This is a genomic window from Caldisericum insulae (assembly GCF_047785965.1).
Classification (GTDB): Bacteria; Caldisericota; Caldisericia; order Caldisericales; family Caldisericaceae; genus Caldisericum; species Caldisericum exile_A.
This window is the reverse complement of sequence record NZ_JBLOBF010000010.1, coordinates 24,570-46,365: the sequence shown is the minus strand read 5'-3', so window position 1 is coordinate 46,365 and position 21,796 is coordinate 24,570. Positions and strand designations below refer to the sequence as shown.

At 33.7% G+C, this 21,796-nt stretch carries 27 protein-coding genes and 1 pseudogene; 1 reads left to right on the top strand and 27 read right to left on the bottom strand.

The features are described from left to right. Positions 1-109: 109 nt before the first annotated feature. From ACMV0E_RS06660 to ACMV0E_RS06645, 4 genes are all read right to left on the bottom strand, one after another. Complete coding sequence (locus ACMV0E_RS06660) at positions 110-793, bottom strand: DUF554 domain-containing protein (RefSeq protein WP_416085603.1); 684 nt, start codon at positions 791-793, stop codon at positions 110-112. A 218-nt stretch (positions 794-1,011) separates the two neighbouring features. Next, the gene (gene feoB, locus ACMV0E_RS06655) at positions 1,012-3,030 is read right to left on the bottom strand and encodes a ferrous iron transport protein B (protein WP_416085602.1); all 2,019 of its coding nucleotides are present in this window, start codon (positions 3,028-3,030) and stop codon (positions 1,012-1,014) included. 12 nt (positions 3,031-3,042) lie between these two features. Further along, positions 3,043-3,264 carry a FeoA family protein gene (locus ACMV0E_RS06650; RefSeq protein ID WP_416085601.1) on the bottom strand — a complete coding sequence of 74 codons (222 nt, stop codon included), beginning with the start codon at positions 3,262-3,264 and terminating at the stop codon, positions 3,043-3,045. Next, positions 3,264-3,899, bottom strand: a complete 636-nt coding sequence (locus ACMV0E_RS06645) for a metal-dependent transcriptional regulator (RefSeq protein ID WP_416085600.1) — start codon at positions 3,897-3,899, stop codon at positions 3,264-3,266. The genes ACMV0E_RS06650 and ACMV0E_RS06645 overlap by 1 nt, the downstream gene beginning before the upstream one ends. Before the next feature lie 374 nt (positions 3,900-4,273). Here ACMV0E_RS06645 and ACMV0E_RS06640 point away from each other — a divergent pair, with 374 nt between their 5' ends. Then, positions 4,274-4,489, top strand: coding sequence for a hypothetical protein (locus tag ACMV0E_RS06640; protein WP_416085599.1), 216 nt, complete (start codon positions 4,274-4,276; stop codon positions 4,487-4,489). A 12-nt stretch (positions 4,490-4,501) separates the two neighbouring features. On the opposite strand, the gene ACMV0E_RS06635 is transcribed toward ACMV0E_RS06640, so the two are convergent. The 23 genes and pseudogenes from ACMV0E_RS06635 to ACMV0E_RS06525 form a co-directional block, all read right to left on the bottom strand. After that, positions 4,502-4,717: a hypothetical protein gene (locus ACMV0E_RS06635; protein ID WP_416085598.1), complete on the bottom strand. Its 216-nt coding sequence runs from the start codon at positions 4,715-4,717 to the stop codon at positions 4,502-4,504. A 1,450-nt stretch (positions 4,718-6,167) separates the two neighbouring features. Then, a complete protein-coding gene (locus tag ACMV0E_RS06630) occupies positions 6,168-6,971 on the bottom strand; it encodes an ABC transporter permease (protein ID WP_416085597.1) in 804 nt (267 codons plus the stop codon). Beyond that, positions 6,961-7,785: an ABC transporter permease gene (locus tag ACMV0E_RS06625; RefSeq protein WP_416085596.1), complete on the bottom strand. Its 825-nt coding sequence runs from the start codon at positions 7,783-7,785 to the stop codon at positions 6,961-6,963. Before ACMV0E_RS06625 ends, ACMV0E_RS06630 begins: the two co-directional genes overlap by 11 nt. Next, positions 7,757-8,788: an ABC transporter ATP-binding protein gene (locus tag ACMV0E_RS06620; RefSeq protein ID WP_416085595.1), complete on the bottom strand. Its 1,032-nt coding sequence runs from the start codon at positions 8,786-8,788 to the stop codon at positions 7,757-7,759. Before ACMV0E_RS06620 ends, ACMV0E_RS06625 begins: the two co-directional genes overlap by 29 nt. Before the next feature lie 185 nt (positions 8,789-8,973). Next, complete coding sequence (locus ACMV0E_RS06615; protein WP_416085594.1) at positions 8,974-10,917, bottom strand: PqqD family peptide modification chaperone; 1,944 nt, start codon at positions 10,915-10,917, stop codon at positions 8,974-8,976. Between the two features lie 246 nt (positions 10,918-11,163). Next, positions 11,164-11,322: a transposase gene (locus ACMV0E_RS06610; protein ID WP_416085593.1), complete on the bottom strand. Its 159-nt coding sequence runs from the start codon at positions 11,320-11,322 to the stop codon at positions 11,164-11,166. Positions 11,323-11,804: 482 nt separating this feature from the next. After that, positions 11,805-12,605, bottom strand: coding sequence for an ABC transporter ATP-binding protein (locus tag ACMV0E_RS06605; RefSeq protein WP_416085606.1), 801 nt, complete (start codon positions 12,603-12,605; stop codon positions 11,805-11,807). A gap of 114 nt (positions 12,606-12,719) precedes the next feature. Next, a pseudogene (locus ACMV0E_RS06600) lies at positions 12,720-13,392 on the bottom strand (ABC transporter transmembrane domain-containing protein); the annotation flags it as partial. A gap of 223 nt (positions 13,393-13,615) precedes the next feature. Next, positions 13,616-14,041 carry an SdpI family protein gene (locus ACMV0E_RS06595; protein WP_416085592.1) on the bottom strand — a complete coding sequence of 142 codons (426 nt, stop codon included), beginning with the start codon at positions 14,039-14,041 and terminating at the stop codon, positions 13,616-13,618. A 73-nt stretch (positions 14,042-14,114) separates the two neighbouring features. Continuing rightward, a complete protein-coding gene (locus ACMV0E_RS06590) occupies positions 14,115-15,149 on the bottom strand; it encodes a DUF1648 domain-containing protein (RefSeq protein ID WP_416085591.1) in 1,035 nt (344 codons plus the stop codon). Positions 15,150-15,206: 57 nt separating this feature from the next. Beyond that, positions 15,207-15,398, bottom strand: coding sequence for a hypothetical protein (locus ACMV0E_RS06585; RefSeq protein WP_416085590.1), 192 nt, complete (start codon positions 15,396-15,398; stop codon positions 15,207-15,209). Between the two features lie 20 nt (positions 15,399-15,418). Then, complete coding sequence (locus ACMV0E_RS06580; protein ID WP_416085589.1) at positions 15,419-16,087, bottom strand: SdpI family protein; 669 nt, start codon at positions 16,085-16,087, stop codon at positions 15,419-15,421. 11 nt (positions 16,088-16,098) lie between these two features. After that, positions 16,099-16,305 (bottom strand): hypothetical protein, encoded by a 207-nt coding sequence (locus ACMV0E_RS06575; protein ID WP_416085588.1) that lies wholly within the window; start codon positions 16,303-16,305, stop codon positions 16,099-16,101. Continuing rightward, on the bottom strand, positions 16,292-16,966 hold the full coding sequence (locus ACMV0E_RS06570; protein ID WP_416085587.1) for a DUF1648 domain-containing protein: 675 nt from the start codon (positions 16,964-16,966) through the stop codon (positions 16,292-16,294). Before ACMV0E_RS06570 ends, ACMV0E_RS06575 begins: the two co-directional genes overlap by 14 nt. A 3-nt stretch (positions 16,967-16,969) precedes the next feature. Next, positions 16,970-17,173 carry a hypothetical protein gene (locus ACMV0E_RS06565; RefSeq protein ID WP_416085586.1) on the bottom strand — a complete coding sequence of 68 codons (204 nt, stop codon included), beginning with the start codon at positions 17,171-17,173 and terminating at the stop codon, positions 16,970-16,972. A 20-nt stretch (positions 17,174-17,193) separates the two neighbouring features. Next, the gene (locus tag ACMV0E_RS06560; RefSeq protein ID WP_416085585.1) at positions 17,194-17,877 is read right to left on the bottom strand and encodes an SdpI family protein; all 684 of its coding nucleotides are present in this window, start codon (positions 17,875-17,877) and stop codon (positions 17,194-17,196) included. 32 nt (positions 17,878-17,909) lie between these two features. After that, the gene (locus tag ACMV0E_RS06555; protein WP_416085584.1) at positions 17,910-18,074 is read right to left on the bottom strand and encodes a hypothetical protein; all 165 of its coding nucleotides are present in this window, start codon (positions 18,072-18,074) and stop codon (positions 17,910-17,912) included. Between the two features lie 23 nt (positions 18,075-18,097). Continuing rightward, positions 18,098-19,144, bottom strand: a complete 1,047-nt coding sequence (locus tag ACMV0E_RS06550; protein WP_416085583.1) for a DUF1648 domain-containing protein — start codon at positions 19,142-19,144, stop codon at positions 18,098-18,100. A 33-nt stretch (positions 19,145-19,177) separates the two neighbouring features. Further along, positions 19,178-19,387, bottom strand: a complete 210-nt coding sequence (locus ACMV0E_RS06545) for a hypothetical protein (RefSeq protein WP_416085582.1) — start codon at positions 19,385-19,387, stop codon at positions 19,178-19,180. 95 nt (positions 19,388-19,482) lie between these two features. Then, a complete protein-coding gene (locus ACMV0E_RS06540) occupies positions 19,483-20,256 on the bottom strand; it encodes a YhfC family intramembrane metalloprotease (RefSeq protein WP_416085581.1) in 774 nt (257 codons plus the stop codon). Positions 20,257-20,281: 25 nt separating this feature from the next. Next, the gene (locus tag ACMV0E_RS06535; protein WP_416085580.1) at positions 20,282-20,713 is read right to left on the bottom strand and encodes a DUF3887 domain-containing protein; all 432 of its coding nucleotides are present in this window, start codon (positions 20,711-20,713) and stop codon (positions 20,282-20,284) included. Between the two features lie 23 nt (positions 20,714-20,736). After that, a complete protein-coding gene (locus ACMV0E_RS06530) occupies positions 20,737-21,501 on the bottom strand; it encodes an SdpI family protein (protein WP_416085579.1) in 765 nt (254 codons plus the stop codon). Further along, positions 21,494-21,772 (bottom strand): autorepressor SdpR family transcription factor, encoded by a 279-nt coding sequence (locus ACMV0E_RS06525; protein ID WP_416085578.1) that lies wholly within the window; start codon positions 21,770-21,772, stop codon positions 21,494-21,496. The genes ACMV0E_RS06530 and ACMV0E_RS06525 overlap by 8 nt, the downstream gene beginning before the upstream one ends. Between the last annotated feature and the right edge of the window lie 24 nt (positions 21,773-21,796).

Sequence of the window (21,796 nt, the reverse complement as noted above, 5' to 3'; positions counted from 1 at the left end):
TATATAGATTACATTATTAAGATGTATAGGCTTATAACATATGTGAAAAGAGTCTTAAGAAATTTAATCTCAAAAAAAAGTCCTTTCAAATAGTTAAAATTAACTTAACCTATAATAAACTTGAAATGTAAATAATAATAGGAAGATATACTAAGGAAGGAAGCATATTGAGAATTTTGATTTTCTCAATGTTTAAGAGCTCAATGCCAATTGCTAAGATAAGCACTCCTCCAAGCCCTGTAAAATTGTTTATATAAACATCTTGCATTAAGAACAATAACTTTGAGCCTAAAAGCGTTAAACTACCCTGGATTAAAAAAACTGAGATTGCGCTGAACATTACACCAATACCAAGTCCTGATGCAAGTGTAAGAGATGTTATTCCATCCATTATTGATTTTGTAATAAGAAGTGTTGCATCACCTGTTAGTCCCTCTTGAATTGAGCCAACAACAGTCATTGCTCCAACGCAGAAAACAAGAGTTGCTGTTATAAATCCCTCGACAAAATGAGGAGAATTTGGTGATATTTTGGATTTAATCTTCTCCATTAAGCCTTCCAATCTTTCATCGATACGAAGTAACTCACCAGTTATGCTTCCCAGGATAAGTGAAAGGAAAATTTCAATGAATTTTGTTGATTTTATAATCATTGTGATACCAATAAGCATTGTAAAAAGTCCGATTGATTGTATAACTATTTTCTTGACTCTTTCTGGGAATCTTTCACCAATTATAAGTCCAAGAGTACTTCCCACAAGCACAGTAATAACATTGATAATTGTTCCTTTCATACAATTTCTCCTTTCGGAAGCAGTTTAAGGAATTATAAGAAAAATGTATTTTTAGTCAAGACCCGGAAAGTAAATGATAAATTACACTTACGTCTGAGTAAGTTTCCTTCTGTGAAAGAGGAAGCCGCTCTCTTAAGGTGTGAGAGGGTGTTGCTACTTGAAATAGTGTAAGGGGAGTTCCGTTTAGCTCCCCTTAATTTTTTTGGATTAATCTAAAATTATAATATAAGAGAACCCAATCTATATATTAATAAAGCAAATGAATATCCAACAATTAAACTATAAATTGTGGAGAAAATCGCCCATTTAACAGAACCTGTTTCTCTGTAAATGGCCCCAATTGATGCTATACATGGTATGTAAAGTAAACTCATCACCATAAACGCATAAGCAGATAATGGCGTAAAAAGACTTTGTAATGCTTGAGGAATATTTTCTTCACCTCCGAAGAGTGTTCCAAATGTACCTACTACTAGTTCCTTTGCAATGACTCCGAAAATTAGAGCAATAGCTGCCTCAGGGAAACCAAAGCCTGCCCACTTAAATATTGGAGCAAAGAATGAACCAATCCTCCATAAGTATGTCCCTTTAAGACTTTCTCCATGATTAAGCGGCATGGTGGAAAGTAACCATACAATTACAACGCCTGCAAAGATAATTGTTCCTGCCTTTTTGAGGAACTCCCTACTTCTTTCAGAGGCATGAATTAAAATACCTTTAAGTGAGGGTATACGATATGGGGGAAGTTCCATTACAAGTGGTGAAATGGGTCCTTTTAGTGACGGTATTGTTGATCTAAAAAGTTTTGCTGAAAGAATTGCTACAATAATTCCAAGGGCATATAATGAGAAGACAATGAGTCCCTGTTTTTCTTTAAAAAATATGCTTGTAAACATTATATAAATTGGTAATCTTGCGCTACAGGAGATGAATGGGTTAATTAGTATAGTAAGTAATCTATCTCTTTCCTCAGGAATAGTTCTTGTAGACATTATGGCAGGAATATTGCACCCAAACCCGAGAATAAGAGAAATAAAGGATCTCCCAGGAAGTCCTATTGCATACATCAATTTATCAACTACAAAGGCTGCTCTCGCCATATAACCTACATCTTCAAGAAAGGATAAGAACATAAAGAGAATGAAAATATTCGGAAGAAAAACAAGAACAGAGCCCACTCCACTTATAACTCCATCTGTTAGAAATGATGAGATAAGTTCAGGAAGAGGAAGTCTTGAAACAAGTTGTGAAATTAGTCCAAAAAACTGATCAATATAATCGGCGAACAATCCTCCTATCTTAAATGTTAATTCAAAAGTGATATACATAAAAAGAGCAAATATTGGGATCCCAAGGTATTTGTTTGTCACAAATCTATCGATTTTATCTGACAAAGTAATTCTTTCTTCAATAGAGCGGAGTTTCCTTGTAGTTTGTTTAATAACACTTTCTATGAAACCGTAACGATTTTCTACTATTTTTTCTTCGATATCAATGCCAAATTTATTTTCAAATTGAGATGATGCATGCAAAGCTAAGTTCACTGCTTCTTCAAAGCCTTCACTTTTTACTTCTTCAATTATTTGAAGATCACCTTGTAAAAGACTTAGCGCAATAAAGCGCTTATTATATGGTGTTTGATAGTTCCCAAGTCTATTTTCAATTTCCGAAACCCATTTCTCAATGTCTTCTCCGTAATCTATCCTAAGAGTCTGCTGTTTTGTTGAACTTGCTTTTATTATTGCCTTTTTAAGTTCATCAATACCTTCTCCCTTCAAGGCTATAGTTAAAACAACTGGTACATTAAGAATTTCCTCAAGATGTTTCTTGTTAATTTCTATTTTTCCCTCTATCATATCTATCATATTAAGGACAAGTACGGTATTTGCTCCAAGTTCTCTTATAAGAACAAACAGGTAGAGGCTTCTTAGGATATTAGTTGCATCTGCTATTACAACTACTACATCAGGCTTTTCTTTTACAATGAAATCCCTCGCTATTCGTTCATCAATTGAAAAGGAAGTCAAGCTATAAGTCCCAGGAAGATCCGTTAGGATGATTTCATGATTTTCAAAATGAAATTTGCCCTCCTTTTTTTCAACAGTAACACCTGGCCAATTTCCTACCCGAGCATGTCCCCCTGTGAGTGCATTAAAAATAGTTGATTTGCCTGAGTTAGGGTTCCCAACTAATGCAACCCTAATTGTTCTTTCTTTTGTTGTTAAAGTCTCATTCATGAAAGCCTCCTCTCATACAATCTTTCTTACAATTATTTTTGAAGCAATGCCTCTTCCTAAGGCGAGTCTCATATTACCAATGCCAATGACTATGGGGCCACCTGAATTTGAAACTATCAATACTTTTACACCAGGAATGACACCTATTTCTTTTAATCTCAGAGAAATACTTGACCCACCCAAAATTTTTTCAATAACAAATTCTTCGTTAGGTCTTCCAAAAATTAAAGGCATCATATCCTCTCAACAAATATTTTTTCTGCCTCGTTTTTTCTAAGTGAGAGATGATACCCTAAAACTAAGATATCAATAGGATCTCCTAGTGGTGCAACTTTTTCGACTTTTACAATGGTGTGAGGAACCACACCCATAGAAAGTAACTTGCTTTTTAGTTTTTGAGCTTGTTCATCAATTGAAACTACTTTTCCGCTTTCATTAACCTTTAAATCTGCCAATGTTAATGGCATTTTAGCCTCCTTTCTTTTGATATTTGATGAGTTTAATTTGGTGAATTTTTTAATTGCCTCAAATGTCTCTTGAGAAATATCATGTTCTAATTTGTGTGCATCTCTTATTGCAACTTCTAAATCCACTCCAAGCACATCCACAAGAAATTGGAGTAAAATTTTCTTTTTCTCATAAATTTTTTTAGCTTGTTCTAAGCCATAGTCTGTAAGCTTTATGTATCCGCGTGTTTCATGTATTAAAAAGTTTTTTTTCTCAAGTATCTTTACAGCTTCCAAAGCAGAAGGAAGAGAAACTAACCTTTTCCTTGCTAAGTCAACTAATCTTACAGCAAAGCTCTTTTCTGATAGTTCTAAAAGGTCAATAAGATAATCTTCAAGGCTTTCACTTAATGAAAAGTCCATCAATCCTCCTTACCTCATTATTTTTTCTTTTGCATAAACTTTGTAATGGGCACCTTTTACAAATATTGCTCCGAAATGTTGACAAATTAATAAAGCTAATTCCTCTTTTTTGTGATAAAAATTCGATACTTCTTATGATATCTATTTTTGATAAGCCTGTTATAGTTTGTAGCTCTCTTAAGTTGAAAATCCTTTTCTTATAAACAAGGTATAGAATAAAATCTTGCATTAAAACCTCCTAATTAGGATAACCTAATTTTATTAGGCTAACCTTATTATATAGAAAAAAATTTTTTGAGTCAATACTTATTTAAGTCGTTAATCAAATTATTTTAAGCTGAAAAGATTTTTAAAACTATTCTTTAATGTCCTTAATGAAAAGATTACAAAGGAAAACATTGATTTCCATTACAGCTCGATATCTGAAAAATGGCGCTTCAGTGCTTTGTATATCAAGCATATACCCCGAGAAGAGTGTTCCAAACGAAAAAGAAGAAAGTCTTATTACTCGGTGCAAACCAAGTTCTATTCCTACTACATCAGATTCAACAAAATCTGTTATTGGTGATTGCTTATCGGAAGCGCCATAACTCTTAATGCAGCTATGCCATTTTTGTTTTGCTTAATTTATAAACAACCACGAAAAAGGGAATAAGAAAAGGAGTTGCTAAACCCTGACTTAAACCATTTAGAATACCTGTTAAAGTAAATTTTCCTATTGTGAGTGCGCTTTTAAGGGCAAACTTATTTCTATTATTCTGAATTGTATTTTTTAACTTATCTTTCACATAAAATAGAATCAGTGGCGGATATTCCACCAAGCATTGCTTCAAGAAAGATTATGAATAAATTATTTGACATATAAATGAGAAGTGTGCTTATAGGAAGGAGAAATACTTCAAAAAGCAAGGTAAGTTTTTGCTATAAGCATCTTTAAGAAAACTGAAAAACAAACCTGAGAAGGCTGTAGTAACTGTTGTTGCAGCAATACCTCTAAAAACTCTAAATAGGGTTAGCATATACAATTTTAATATGTTTTATGAATTCATCAAATTTTTTAATTATGCTGAACAATATAAAATTTTGTATATCGTTTGTAATCTTTTTTTAAGAGCTTCCTATGAACCTTTTAGTTTGGAAATCAAGATTTTCTCTATTTAAGTTAACTCTTGATTATTAATAAAACTCTATTCAACACACTTTTAGCATTTGTTAAGTTCCGAGACTTTTTATCCACAGGTTATTAACACTTTTAGGGGCGTTGTGAAAAATTCTGTGGAAATAAAGAAACCTCATTAAATGTAAGTCTTAATGCTATATCGCCCAGGTAATAATTTATGACATCAATTTTTAACTTATCCACATTTTTCTGTGGAAAACTGTGGAAAACTGTGGATAAGTCATTAACAGTCTTATCAATAAAATTAAGATTTTACCTTAATAATTTGACCACAAAATCTCTACTCTTTTCATAACTATGCTGGTGTAGGTATGTTGTTTCTCTTCCTCTTATCATCTTTGTTTTAACAAAACTATTTGTTTCAATTTCAATTCTTCCAAGATACTTCCTCTCTTGCCTTGGCTCTTTATCCCAATGGTTTATTGCCTCATAAATGTAATGTGGTTTCCTACTTTTTGCCTCACAGTATAGCTAATAACCATAAAACAAAAAAGTCAAAAGAACAATGATAGATTTTTAAAAAGATTTACATAAGTTTACTCAATACATGGTTAAGAAGAAAAAAGGAATTTGGGTTTTTTTACTCTTTTGGAACCTTCTTAAAAGAGTAAAAGTTAGAAAAGACTAAATCTACACTCCTTTTCAGTGGATTCTGATATGAGCGAGAGATTCTCTCACTGTATCAGAATGGTTTATGGATATTCGACCTCTAAAGACAGCATCAATTAGATATCCATTCCAATAGACCTGTAGCGGCTGAAAGCCTTTTAATCTTTTGTACGTCGGTGAACACCTTGTCGTATCTTTGTATCATTATTATCCATCACCATAGTGCGTTGCCTTTGATAATGATATCAAGCTTCTCTTTCCGTATGTTCTTCTGTTTGGGTTTTTTATTTTTGTTTTACTTCTTTGTATTCGTTTCTCTTCTTACGAATATCATATCGTCACCTCATTGCGATAGTGCTTTATCACCCAATAAGTGAAAGCACTATCTTTTTTGTATATGTTCAGATTATACATTAAATCTATTTTACTCAAGAAAAAATATGATTAAAGTTTGGAGAATTGGTAAGATTAGAATTAAATTACATCCTTGATCCAATTACGCTTCCTGAAGAGTATTTCTTTAAGCCTTTATTAAAAAGCACTAATCCTGAAATTGCAAATGAAAAAAGTGCTATTAGTAAGATAAAGACATATTTAAAAGAAAATTCCTTTACGATGGAAGCGGGAACATAGCCGATAAAAGCAGCAGGAAGTAGTGTATAAAGGATCACCTTTATTCCTTCCGGAAAAATTGGCAAAGGATACATTGAGAGATTATTAAGAGAATATACTATTTCCGAAAAAACCCATCCTCCAGTCTCAATGTAGAAGGAGAGTGAAGAAATCAAAATAGAGAAACTCGTAAGAATTGATGATGAAAGAACTACCATGATGAGAAACAACAAAAAACCTTTAAATGACGTTCCTACAAGAAAGATGTATAAAATAAAACCGAATATAACATCTGCGCAAGCAAAGAACGAGGTTTTGCTTACGAGTAAGTGCAAAAGTGGTGATTTTGGTAAGGTTAAATAAAAGTCGAGTTCATTTTGTATTATCATTGAGGAGAGTCTCATTGCATTTCCAAAAAATCCAGTTGAGAGGCCGAAGCTTGCTGTAACCAGAGCAAAAAGAGTAAAAACGTCCTTCATATTCCAACCTTTTATAACATCAATTCTTTTAAAAAGAGCCCACCAGAAAAAGAGGAGCGCCACATCATTCAGAAGCATTCCGAATGTTCCTACAAAAAAGGACGCTTTATACTCTATTAGGGAAAGGAAATTGATCTTTAGGTATTCAATGAAAACTACACAGTTCCAGTATAGTTTTTTCTTAACCTCCATTAATTGAGAGCCTCCTTGAGCCAATAAAGAATTCTAAGGATATAATGAGTAGTATCGCAAAAATTGAAATTAAGGTTCCCACTAAAGCCTGAAGAAAAAATTCTAATGTAAAATTAATACAAGAAATTGCAGGACTATAGAAAGAAAATCTGAGAGGAGTATATAGCGAAATTTTTTGAACGATTTTTGGCATTACATCAAGGGGAACGGCTTGCCCACCCAGTATATAAAGTAAATCAATATAAACAAAAAGGATCGGTTTTACATCTTCAACCCAAAAAGCAAGGAGGTTAATAGATATCGCAATAAGTGTGTCAAGTATAAGTCCGAGAAAGCCCAAGATACTGTAAGATAATAATCCCTCAACTGTGAATCCTACTTTCATAGTGAAACCAAATGTAATTAAAAGTGCCAGAGGGAAGCACGCGATGAAATTAAAGACAGATGAACCAAGCGAATCAAAAAGAAGAAATAGAGGATAGAAGAATGGTTTTGTGAGAAAATTTGCTATGTCTCCAGAGTGTATGAGAGCACTTGCCTTCCTTCTAAATTTTGACGCTGAAAATTCAAGCGGGAAAATTAATGTGTAATACCAGATCATCTTTGTAGAAGTAAAATTTTCTATTTTGATTTTGCCCGAAGAAAATACAGCCTTCCAGAGAAAGCAAAAGATAAGAAGAAAAACAAACAAATTTAATAGCGATATCAGAATATCACCCTTATAAGCTAATGAAGACAAAAAAGAAACTTTCATTACTTCAAGATATTTCTTTACTTTGAAAAAATTATGTTTCCAATTTCCCTTTTTCTTCATAGATTATCTTAATTATCTCTTCCAGTGGAGGATCTTCGATAGTTATGTCAAGGATTTGCCCTTTTTTGATGATCTCTCCTACTGCTTCATCTTGAGAAATTTCTTCGAGGTTTATCTCAAGCCTTGCGCCATAATCCTTTGTTTCAAGCACATTAATACCTTTTATATCAAAGTCTCTTTTTGCTTCTTTGAACTTTAAATTTACAATTTTCTTTCTCACATATCTCTTTAGCATATTTATGTCACCCTCATAAACTATGATGCCATTATTAATGATCACAACCCTTCTTGAAAGAGATTCTATATCAATAGTATCATGAGAGCTGAGAAATACTGTAACATGATCTTTCTCACTTATTCTCCTTATAAAATCTCTCATTTTGCTTTTGGCTACGACATCAAGACCAATGGTCGGTTCATCAAGAAACAAAATTTTTGGACTGTGCAATAGAGCAAGTGCAATTTCACAACGCATCCTCTCACCAAGAGAAAGCTTTCTTACGGGTACATTGATATACTCTTTTATTTCAAAGATCTCAATAAGCTCATTTAATCTTGTTCGGTATGTTTTTCTTTCAAGTTCATAGATTTTAGAGAAAAGATTAAAAGAATCAATAGGTGGGAGATGATACCATAGTTGCGACCTCTGTCCAAAAACAACACCAATTTGATATGCTAATTTTGCTCTGTCTTTCCAGGGAGTGAGCCCAAGGACACTTACATTCCCGGATGTTGGATAAAGAATGCCTGTTAGGATTTTAATCATTGTTGATTTTCCTGCACCATTTGGGCCAATAAATGCTAAGCTTTCTCCGTCAAACACATCAAGAGATATTCCTTTTAGTGCTTCGATATGAATATATTCTGTTTTTAAAAGGGATTTAATTCCGTTTAGAAAACCCTCTTCCTTCTTTTTAGTAATGTAAGTTTTTTTAAGGTTTTGTGCCTCAATAACTTTTTCCATGATTTTTATATCTCCCAAAGACCAAGTAGTTCTCTTCATATTACAAGCTTGTGCCTTCCCGCGGGAAGGCACATAGCAAAGCAATTACTACTCCTCCTTCACAGCATTGAGTGGTGCTTCAGTACCTGCTTCAGTCTCATAACCTTCTATGAAGTCGATCGTCGGGCTTTCATAATTTTTCATTTTTGTTCACCTCCTTTCATTATTATATATTTTTTAAAAAATTAGATAAATTCCTTTCTAGCCTCTTTAGCTTTCTCTATAAACTCTTGTGTATAGCCAAGCGAATAAATTACTAAATCCTTTCCAAAACCAAGCTCGTCTTTCAACTCTCCCTCCTTCTTAAATCCTTCTTCTAATAAGAAATTTTTGAGTGTATCGTTAACCCTTTCCATATTTGTCTCATAAAATTTAATTTTTGAAACATCTCTCACTGCTAAGTACGGGAAGTAATCTTTTGAATATTTAAACAAATCTTTAAAAAAATTCTCAGGGCAAATTATTAATTTCAAAACTGCCCCAAGTTCTTTTGGATGACTGGGCAAGGCAATACTTATTAGTCCTTCGATACCTGAGTCCCTTCTTAATAGGAAGAATTCCTCTGAAAAATCAAAAAGTTTTTTTCTTAACTTTAATTTAGTATACTCATCTGTGGTAATTACTGGATTTTTATAGAGAACCAATTTCTTTCTGGCTTTTATGGGTTCTTCTGCAAAACCGATAAAGCTTTCAATATCTTTTAAATTGTCTTCTTGCCCAATACATAAATAATAACGACCAGTAAGAGGCTCTTCATATTTATAAAGAAAAGGGTTTTCATCTTCCCAATCTATGACTCCGAGGCGGGTAAAGGAACTCAAAGCCCTTAAAACATCAGCTTTGATCTTCTCCTTATATATTTCTGGATATTTGTTAGTAAAATGCGTTTCTATTTCTTCTATTGTCCTTGTTCCATCAGCAAGTTCTAAAATCTTTCTTGCAGTAGGGTTAATTATTACCTCTTTTGCTTCAGGATGTGTCTTTGAAATAATAGTAAGATAGCTCTCTTTCTCCTCTCTTTCATAAAGAAGACTCTCTTTTCTAAACACTGGTTTTGCTTTTTCATTAGGCCCTCCAAAGTTATTATCATCAATAATATCTATTGTGATATCTTCATCAAACCAAACAGTAGGAACTCCTTTATCATTCCTTCCCATGTCTTTAACAGATACAATTCTAGTTGCAAGTTCTTGTAATTTAGGAATCTCCCAAACTCTTACTAAACCTGCGCTCCAGTACTCACTAAATTTGTGCCTTCTAATGTTACCTACAGTAATCGGAAGGTACGGTGATACTTCTATGGAACCATCGGCCTTTACCTCCGCAAGGGTACTGCAATGCCTTAGGATGGTTGGAAGACGAATAAGGTGATCAACAGGATCTCCCCACTCAATAGTTGTATCGCTTGAAGTAGAATATTCTTTTTTCAAATAGTTGATTTTTCTTACTAACTCTCTGTATTGCAAAGGTGTTGGAACAATAAATTCAGCATTTTCCTTACCTCTCCCTAGTGGCATCAATGGTTGTACTCTGAGACGAGTTATTCTAAGTTCTTTACATAGAAAGAAAACATTTTCAATTTCGCCAATATTCCATCTTGTAGGACAAAATGCCACATCTATCTTTGGGAAACCTACTTCTTTCAGAATTCTTATTGCGTTTACAGCCTTTGTGAATGAACCCTTTACGCCTCTTAGCCTTTCATGTGAGATAGGATTATCTCCGTCTAAACTTATCTGTGCTGCTGTGACACCATGTACTAAAAGTTTTCTTGCTACTTCTTCTGTTATGAGACTTCCGTTGCTCACAAATGAAACCCTTGATCCCGAAGTGGAAAGTATTTGGGCGACTTTACACATAAGTTCAAATCTTAAAAGTGGCTCACCCCCACAAAAGCAGAGATTAAATAATTTCAAACTGACAAGGTCATTTGCAAACTCTAAAACCTCGTCATCAGTCAACTCTCTTTCGATTACAGGATTTTCTCCGCTTCTGTTATAACAGTGAAGACATCTAAAGTTGCATTTATTTGTAATGTCAAAAGACATTTGATATGGGCCTCTTAGAATCCTGGCGTGTTTCATTGGTACTGAGGATTCCTCTGGTATTCCTACTTCAGTAAGTCCCACATTGAACCTCCTTTTATGCTTTTCCTTTTTTATACTTCTATAAAATGATAGTCATTTTTTTTTAGTCAAGAGGTTTTTGAAAAATTTTTTAAAATTTTTAGAAAATCGAAAATTTTAAGTATCCAAAAATCCCAAATCTATATAACTATGTTATCTCTGGAAGTGGGACATCAAATCCTTTGTAAATAGTTTTTTGTGTATTTGATATTTCTCTTAAGAACTTCTTGCCGTTGTTTGTTTCCAAAACTACTTCCCTTCCATTGTTTCATTTGAATGGCTTCTTAACCTATTTCCATCAATTTCATTTTTAAGTACATCAAAGACTCTTTCCACTTCATTTCTTCTCTTGTAAAGAAACAGAACCTTTTCTTTATCCATGTTCTCTAAATTTGTAGTAACAATCATCTTAGTAGTTCATGGGCGTTTATAAGTCTTCTCTATGTCTTAGAAGGAGCTCTTTTGTTGTAAAAGGCATAGGCATGAGGAATTTGCTTATACTCTGCGAACTCATCTCTTTTGCCCCTCTTCCTCTTATCATCTTTGTTTTAACAAAACTATTTGTTTCAATTTCAATTCTTCCAAGATACTTCCTCTCTTGCCTTGGCTCTTTATCCCAATGGTTATTGCCTCATAAATGTAAATGTGGTTTCCTACTTTTTGCCTCACAATATAGCTAATAACCATAAAACAAAAAAGTCCAAAGAACTATGATAGATTTTTAAAAAGATTTACATAAGTTTACTCAATACATGGTTAAGAAGAAAAGGAATTTGGATTTTTTTACTCTTTTGGAACCTTCTTAAAAGAGTAAAAGTTAGAAAAGACTAAATCTACATTCCTTTTCAGTGGATTCCATAGAGGAATGAGTTTCACTTTGCTCACAATTATTAATTTTCTTTTAGTAAAATGCTGTTAATTCTTTTGTAGAATTCGCTTTGCGATAGCAAATCTTTATGAGTTCCTACTCCTTTAATTCTTCCATTCTCTAATACCACTACTCTATCTGAAATTCTTGCCGTAGAAAGCCTATGGGCTATTATAATGACAGTGCTATTCTGTTTGAGTTTAAGGAAAACTTCATTTATTTTATCTTCTGTTTCAAGGTCCACAGAGGAAGTTGGTTCATCGAATATATAGATTTTTGGAGAAAGCATTAATGCTCTTGCAATGGCAACTCTTTGCGCCTCCCCTGCTGAAAGATTAATGCCTCCCTCTCCAATAACTGTATTAAGGCCATGAGGAAGCTTCTGGATAAAGTCGATTGATGCCATTTTCAAAGCCCAGGCAATTTTATCTTCACTAACATCTACTGATCCATAAGTAATATTTTCGTACAAAGTGCCGTTAAAAACATAATCATTAGAAAGGAATAGTTTTACTGCTTTTCTGAGGGAAGTCAATTTAATATCTTTTATATCAACACTATCTAAGAGGATTCTACCTTTAATTGGGTCAAAGAATCTAACAAGTAGTTTTGCAAGAGTTGTTTTGCCAGAACCTGTTGGCCCTACAATTGCAGTTATTGAGTTAGGAGGGAAATCTATTTTTACATTCTCTAATACAATTTTATCTCCGTAACTAAAGGATACATTTTCTGCTTTAATTTCTCCTATTTCTACAGTAAAGTCAATTGCATCAGGCTTTTCAATTATACTCGGCTGAATTTCAAGATACTCTTTCGCTCTCATCAAATTTACTCTCGTGCTCTGGAAGGAAAGAATAAGATTGGTAAGACTTGCAATTGGTTGATAAAGAATCCCAGCAAACATCATAAGTGCCATTAGAGTCCCAATTGTCATCTTTCCGTAGATTGTAAGCATTCCGCCATAGAAAAGGATGGTAAGAGACCAGGTATTACTTATAAGAGTCTGTAAGACAGAAGAGAATTTAGAAATCATAAATGTTTTTATCTCTAATTGAATCAGATCCTGCAGTCTTTTAAAGAAATTTCTCTGCTCAAGTTCTTCTGTCGAAATAGTCTTAACTAACTCAATCCTTCTGAAATGACCTACCGTAAATCCATTAACCTCCTGTCCTTTCATTCTTACTTTCTTCGTATAGTTCAGGATTGGCTCTCTAAATCGAGCGATAACAAAAGATTGGATTCCAAGAATTATGAATATGAAAAGAGCAAGCATCATAAAAACTCAATGGTGCATATTGAAGTTTTCTGAACATATCAAGTTTAAGGTTTGCAGATACTTTTTTAAACACCCTAATTAAGACGTAACTTCCTGTAACGGAGGCAAGTAGAAATATTATCAGTACAAAAACTGAAATGAGGATTAGAGATTTAAAGTATGAATAGTTCTTACCAATGATTACGAAATCCATCAAATATCTCGTAATTAATGGAGAAATTAAGGTACATATTTCTGCAATAACTCCAAGGGCAACACCAAGAGTAACAGGTCCCCAATTACCTCTGAGGTAATTTAATAATAAAGATAAGTAACTTTTCAGGTCTTTGCGCATTTAATTCAATATTTCACTTTTTTACAATCTAACATTGAAAATCTGCCATCCTATTTTGAGGAAGGGGAAAATAAACGTGTTACCATCAAAAAGGAACAAAGAAAACATGAGATATCTCGACCACAACAACAGTATACTTTCCATTAATCTCATTTCCTATCCCTCCTGCCTGTTCAATTGTGTGCTTTCATAGTTTTTCATTATTTTTTACCCCGTTAATCTTTCAAATCCAGAACGGCATTCTTGCAAACCCAGGGGACAATTTCGATAAATGATAAAAGAGTTTGTTTAAAAATGGCTGTTTAAAAATGTTCTTTCTCTTTACTTTCTGCGGAAACTTATTTTCGTAAAGGGTGTTTGCATAGTAAATCAGGTACAAAAGTAAAAAGATGAATAGAAGCCAAAAGAAAACATCAAGCATTTTTATGAGGTAGGTTGAATTGAACAAAAATAACAAAACAATATGAAAAACCGATCCTGTACAATAAAACTGAGCCGCTTTCTTATGAGTTTTTATCCAAATATCTCCATCGGAAAGAGTTGCAGGGATCCTAATTCCCAAAAATGGATTCATGTTCACTTTAAGCATTAAAAGAAATAACAAAAAAATGATCAAATCAATCAAAATAGAAATTTTTTTTAATTCCATATTTCCTATCCCTCCTGCCTGCTCAATTGTGTGCTTTCATAGTTTTTCAATGTTTTTACCTCCTTTCTGTGTTCTAATCTGAGCTTCCTCTCTTAATTGGTTTAAAAACAATTAATTGAATGATTATTGAAATTAAAATTCCCGCAATTAATATCAAAGAAAAGACGTCGAAGTCAAAATTAACACCGATATTCCGCAAAATCATAGATATAAACGCAAAGAATAAAACAATAGATATAGGAAGTATTCCAAGGTAATATTTAGTCTTGAAAACTTTGTAATTTTCGATAGAACTACCTTTAGGGATAACAATAGGAATTAAACCTATAAGAGTACAAATGAATGGAATGAGAAAAATTCCTATGATTTTTGGCATATAACCGTTCACATTGCCTGATGCATCCCAGTGAACTGCAATCTTTTGTTGTAATTGAGGATAGAAATAAATGCCAGCAATAAAAGAAGCAACAACTATTAGCCATACAATAATTTCAACAACACTAAACCTCTTAGTATGAGATTCTTTTCCCATAAGTCCTACTTCTTCAGATGTCTTAACTTTTACAACTCCATGGTTCTTAATTTTACTTTGAAGAGCAGCGATAAAACCATTTTCCTCCTTTGGAGAAATACCATATTTCTTTTTTAAGGTCTTGATGAGAACAACATCCTTAAGTGCATGAGTTGAATACATCCTAACAGTTCCTTCATCTGAATAGACTACATCAAAGAGAGCAACGCCAGGCATCCGAAAACTTGCAAGAGGGTTAAGCACAAGGTCTTTTACTGACACATCGATGATTTCGTTATAGCTAATCTTATCACTCCATGGTCCAATAATTAGGTAAAGGGCATCATCTCTAAGTTCATAGCGCATGTGAGGAAGTGAAAGTAAAACAATTATTGCTAAAATCGAAACTATAGAAGAAATGATTACAGCAGGGGCAATAAAAATAAGATTTAAGATAAAGGCATCAGAACCTTTACTTGTAAGAAGTGTCCATATACTGAAAAAAGATATCGCTACAAAAACAATCGAAAAGATAGAAAGCATTAAAAAACTAATCAACTTCCTATCCGAATAAAAAGTAAGATATGAATCCTTCATTTCTTTTTGTCCTCCTTCTTCATCAACTACTATTTACTAGATTTGATAAAGAAAAAGTTAGCCAATATATCTATGTACTCCTGCTACAAGCCAAGTTGCTTCTGTAATCGCATAAATTTGAGCAACAACCAGATAATCTAAAACACCGGCAGCAATTGTAAAAACCAAAAAAAGAGCCAAAACAACCGACTCTGGTTCATTCTCTATCCCTCCTGCCTGCTCAATCGTTGGGCTTTCATAGTTTTTCATTTTTACTTAACTCCTTACTTCTAAAATAAATATACAATTCCAATCGAAATTAGTGCCCATAAGGTTGTCAAAGAGAGAAATAATATGTTATGTTTATCAAAGCTTTCAGACCTTTCTTTATCAGGTTTTAATGCATCCTTAGAAAACAGGAGTGCAAAAATTAATCCTATTACAATAAATCCAACTCCTGAAATTTTATTTACATTTCTCCAAAGGATTGGATTAGTCAAAGTTTTAGGAATTCTTATACCAATCCATGTATTTGGAGGAACAAAGAGCATAGCAAAACCTGCAACAACCATAAAGATCGAGAAAATAGCCATTGTATAACAAAATCGCCTTGAGATAAAAAAATTCGAAGTGTAGTCTTTCTTTTCTCTCAACTTATCTCTCAACTTATTGCTGTAAATTAGACCGAAGACAAAGATTCCCAAAGACCCAATCAATAAAAGCAAAGTAAAGAGAAAAACATTACCGCTCAAGGCAGGAAAGAAACAAACTATACCAAGAATTACAAGCATAAGTCCAGTATGTTTGTTTGTGTTTTTCCATATGTATGGGTTGGAGAGAGTTGTAGGCGTTCTGAACCCTACAAAACCATTTTCCTTCAGAAAGCACATAAGGAAACCATTAACAATTATTGAGAAATCTGATAAAACAAGGAGAATTTTAATCAGTGTTTCAGACATATATTCTCCTCCTAATTGCTAACGCCTGCAGTTTTAGTAAAAACGGCAGCTGCACCTGCGACAATTACAAGAAAAGCAGTTGTATAAACAACAGCGGTAAGATACAATTCAAGATAGAGTCCCACATCAGTAACCGCAAGTAGTACGTTGAACTGTGGTTCAATCTTATTGCCTAACCCTCCTGCCTGCTCAATTGTAGGGCTTTCATAGTTTTTCATTGTTTTTTGCCTCCTTTTGGTACTCATAGCTTGAGTAAATATATGTAAATGCTACTATGGCTATGGTAGACCATAAGGCCACATTAAACAATACATTCTGAAGTTTAGAGAAGAAACTCATCAAAATAAGGATTGTTCCTAAAATCTCAAACGCAATACCAGCTATGTTATTTGTCTTTTTTCTTATGTTGGGATCATCCAATGCCTTACTGGATGCCAACCAAAATCCTAAATGAACTCCTGCGTGTATTTTTTCTTTCGTGTGCCTAAGAAAAATTCCTACAGAAATAAATATCAACCCAATTATTATTTCTCCAACCATTCCTCCGATGTTAGATATATTAAACTTATATCCACTATTCCATAAGAGTGAGAATGCTTGAGTTATGCTTAGTGCCGCAATAACCAATAAGAAAAAGATGTCGTAAAAGGCTCTCTTTGCTCGATTTATTCTTGAGATTAAAACTTGTAGGATAAAAATTCCAGAAGATAAAAAAATAAGAGAAAATGCACCTACAAACCTTGTGGTGAATTTATCAGCTACTCCTTTAGTCCAGTGTATAGCAATTTGCTCTGGGAGTGCAGCGAAGAGGATAATGGTTACAATAAGTGTAATTAAAAGGACAATAGCTGAGGCAATTTGAAGTTTATTTGTTTTCATGTCTCACCTCTCCTCAGGTGGATTGCTTAACAAAAGAAAAGCAATTTCAAGCGCATAAACTGCAAGTGCCGCAAAACTAAATACTAAATATTTAGTATCAACTGTTGAATTTTGGGTATGCCAAACTGTTGTCTCATAATACAAATATGTTCCTTTTATGCTTCCACTTCCTGCACTTTCAATCGTCGGGCTTTCATAGTTTTTCATTTTTACTTAACTCCTTACTTCTAAAATAAATATACAATTCCAATCGAAATTAGTGCCCATAAGGTTGTCAAAGAGAGAAATAATATGTTATGTTTATCAAAGCTTTCAGACCTTTCTTTATCAGGTTTTAATGCATCCTTAGAAAACAGGAGTGCAAAAATTAATCCTATTACAATAAATCCAACTCCTGAAATTTTATTTACATTTCTCCAAAGGATTGGATTAGTCAAAGTTTTGGGAATTCTTATACCAATCCATGTATTTGGAGGAACAAAGAGCATTAGAAGTCCTAATAAGACAAGAAAAATAGCTCCTACATCACCAACAAAGATAAAATGACGAGGGATTACAAATCCATCAAGTTTTACCCCGGCATTTTTCATCTTGAAAAGTTTATCTGAGTAAATAACCAAATAAATCGTAACAAGCAGAAGTACTACAATAAGAGAAGTAAGAAGATAGTTGCCATATGTTTCATCTGGATATTTAAGCCACCATAAAAACAACGCAAGTAGAAGGTAGATAAACCCAACAAGGCATAGGAGGTAGGCCCCTTTTCTGTTGGAAAGTTTCCAAACCTCCTTATCCAAAAGAGTAGATCTTGTCCTCAAACCAAATATACTATTCTGAGGAGTATATCTCAATAAAAAACCAAGAACAATTAAAAGCACAGAAAGTGTTAAGATAACTGAATAGTTGCCCATATTTATTCACCTCCTTTAAGGCACTCCCTAATTTAATTAACTTTAACAGTTAACTTCCAAACAACAGCAAGTGCAACAAAAATAACTTCAGCAGCTACAATTCCGTCTAAGAAGACAAACGGTGTTGTAATCTGTGGCTCAATCTCATTTCCTGATCCTCCTGCCTGCTCAATTGTAGGGCTTTCATAGTTTTTCAATGTTTTTACCTCCTTTCTGTGTTCTAATCTGAGCTTCCTCTCTTAATTGGTTTAAAAACAATCAATTGAATGATTATTGAAATTACAATTCCTCCAAATAGAATTGTAGAGAAGACGCTGAAATTAATCTTTACTCCTATATTCCACAAAAGCATGTAGATATGCGTAAAAAATAAAACACTCAATATTATAACCATTGTAATGTAGTATCTCAACCTGAACCTTCTATAGCTTTCTTGAGAACTTCCTTTAGGGATCACAACAGGGATTAAACTTATAAACACAAGAAGAAATGGAATGAGAAATATACCAATAAATTTTGGAAGATAGCCATTTACATTACCGTAGGCATCCCAATGAACTGCAAGTTTGTTAGGTAAGCGAGGATAGAAATACATGCCAACGACAAAAGAAGTAACAACGATTAGCCAGACAATAATTTCAATAATACTAAGCCACTTAGAGGAAAATTCCTTCTTTATAAGTTCTTTTTCTTCGAGCTTTTCAGCTTTTACAAGTTCCTCTTTATTGGCTAATTTGCTTTTAAGAGCAGCGATAAAACCATTTTCATCCTTTGGAGAAATACCATATTTCTTTTTTAAGGTCTTGATGAGAACAACATCCTTAAGTGCATGAGTTGAATACATCCTAACAGTTCCTTCATCTGAATAGACTACATCAAAGAGAGCAACGCCAGGCATCCGAAAACTTGAAAGAGGGTTAAGCACAAGGTCTATTACTGACACATCGATGATTTCGTTATAGCTAATCTTATCACTCCATGGCCCCATAATCAGGTAAAGAGCATCGTCTCTTAGCTCATAGCGCATATGAGGAAGAGAAAAAAGGACAATGAGAATAAAAATAAGAATGAGCAAAAATACAGTAGCAAAAACAATATCAATCCAGAAAAAGATATCCCCGCTTTTAGAATTTAGGTCATTAAAGAGACTAAAAAGGAGCATAAATTCAGCAAATGCACATACAATAAAAGTTGCAAAAAGACTCAAAAAACCTACACTTCTTATGTCAGGATAAAAAACTAAATATTCATTAGTCACTTTATTCACTTTTATGTCATCTCCTTCCTTATCACATTGAGGCTATCTTTCTTCTCGAGGGCTTCCTAAGAGTAGGATGAGGGCAACGACTACAAGAACTTCCCCAATAGCTACAGCCACAAGCCTTGTGACAGCAGCAGCAACGTCGGCGCCTACGTAAACTTGATAAACCAACGTCTCACTATGATACCAAGTTCCTAATTCACCTATTCCTCCTGCCTGCTCAATTGTCGGGCTTTCATAGTTTTTCATTGTTGCTTACCCAACTTCCATTGCTCAATATTCTAAACCAATCTGCTACCACGGATTTATCCTTCGTTTTCAGAACAGCGTACTTGCCACTTTCTTTAAATTTCAATCAACGATTCCATTTGAGTGGAATTGGCTTTAAAATAACTTTTTGATTTTAGAATCCATATAAGAGAGGCAATTGCGAACAATCCTACAAAAATTTCTGCTAACCAAAGGGTCTTTACGAGCACAACCCCGACAAAATCAATAATTGTATGCAAAAGAATTGCTAAAACCAAGAAGAGAAATTTTTTGTTTTTTACAGCATATAGCACTAAAAGCGATAGGCCTATTTGAATAGCAAATGCAAAAAGCCGTTCAATACCACCAACAAGGAATTGATAAGGAGGAGTTTCTACGAGGGTTTTTATAATTGTGTGAGGAATGCTGGGTAATTTGTGCTGTGAGTTTATCGTTAGGGAAATCACTAATTCATTTAGGAAGGTAGTCCCTACAAAAATTGATTCAAGCCCTCCATGCCCTATACCATAACCTACGCCATTTCCCCAAGTCAAATGATTCTTTAATAAAAATTTAAAACCGATATATCTACCTATTTCTTCAAAGAGCCCTGCAGAAAGTGCGAGTAAGAAACCGAAAAGAAGATAATAATTGAGAAAAAATTCCACATACCAGGCACTTTTTGATAGATAACTAAGCAAAGGAATTCTTGTTAAAATTTGGAAAATAAGAAAAATAGATACACCTACAATGATTGATCTTGAGGCAAATTGTATCCTTCTATGTAAAAGGAGTGCTAAAACAATTGGTAACGCAACGCTTAATATTAAACTAACAGACATGAAAAGAATTGAAAGAACACTTACCATTTTAGTCTACTTTTAAATTACTTTATTACTTTCCTCTCAGTTTTTGCGAATCATAAAATTCGCCAACTATTTTCTTCTTACCATTCACATCTTTGAAACTAAAAGTTAGTTTAACCTGGTCTTCGTCAGTAAATTTTGCCATATACTGAACTATAATCTTCCCGCCTGATTCTTCTGCCGCAAGGAATGTCTTTGAATTAGGGATGTAGTTCCCAATTTTGTCAGTTACTGTTTTAAACATTTCGTTGAACTTGTCCTTTGGAACTGCTTTTAGCATTTCTTCACTCATGTCCTTTGCCCACATGTCGTAATTTCCTTCATTATGGGCAATAAGAACATTTTCCACCATTGGACCAGCAAAACTTACATCACTTTCCTTTAATAACTTTGCAGAACAGCCAGTCAAAAACACCCCTACAATAAGTAGAACTGTCAAAACAAACAAAACTTTCTTCATACTACACCTCCTTATATGAAAGATTAAAGCATAAAAATCCAGTAAGGGATATGAACAACAGTAAAAATAAGAGATCTAAATATGTCTGCCTTTCTCTCGAAGGAAATTTCATTTGAAGTCTCTCTCATCTTGAAATAGAGGAAAAATGAATAAAAACTGCTTATGACAAGGATAACGAGCGCCCAGTCAACTGAAAGCAGAACAGATTGCAAAGATTTAACAAAAATAGATAGGCTGCATACCATACCTAAAATAAAAAGCAAGAAACCTGCTAATCGTTGAGTCTTTTTCCATATTTCTTCGCTTATCATTGTCCATGGCGTTCCTACACCAATGAACCAATTTTGCCTTATGCGAGGAAAGAAATTTCCGGTCACGATATATACCACTGCAACTCCTAAATTTGCGCTTCTTGGGACAAGATAGTTTAACCCCGTAACGATAACTATGAGCATTACTATTTGTAAGATACATGGAAGGGCAACAAGAAGATTAATTATTGTTGTATAAGTATCAAGAAATTTAGAGTAATTTTTCCTAAGAGGGTCAATATACGGAATAAGAAGAAAGATAATAAGTAATACCAAAGCAAATGTTGGGAGCAATGTTATCGCAAAATTTTTTGGAAGATACGCATTTATGTGTCCCTCTAAATCCCAACTTGTAGGAACAAAGAATGGAAGTTTACGGTAAATAAGTAATCCTAAAATATAGCTCACTGCTATTAGTGAAATTGGAAATGCTTCCTTTCTAATAACATTTTTGTTTAATTTATATGTTTCATCCATTTTTATCCCTCCTACTTTTTACATTAGCAAAGAAAACAAGTATCTCTTCGAGAATGGTTGTGTTTAAACTGTATACAATGTTTCTACCTTTTCTTTCTGAGGTTATTAGTCCTACTTTTTCCAGCATCTCTAAGTGATAAGAAATCGTAGGCCAGGATTGATTAAATGCGTTTGCAATCTGACCTGCTGTCAAGTCCCTTTCTGAAAGCATTATCAGAACTTTCCTCCTTGTTTCATCACCAAGTGCTTTAAATATATCATTCAACCCCATATTCTATATTTAGACAGTTATCTA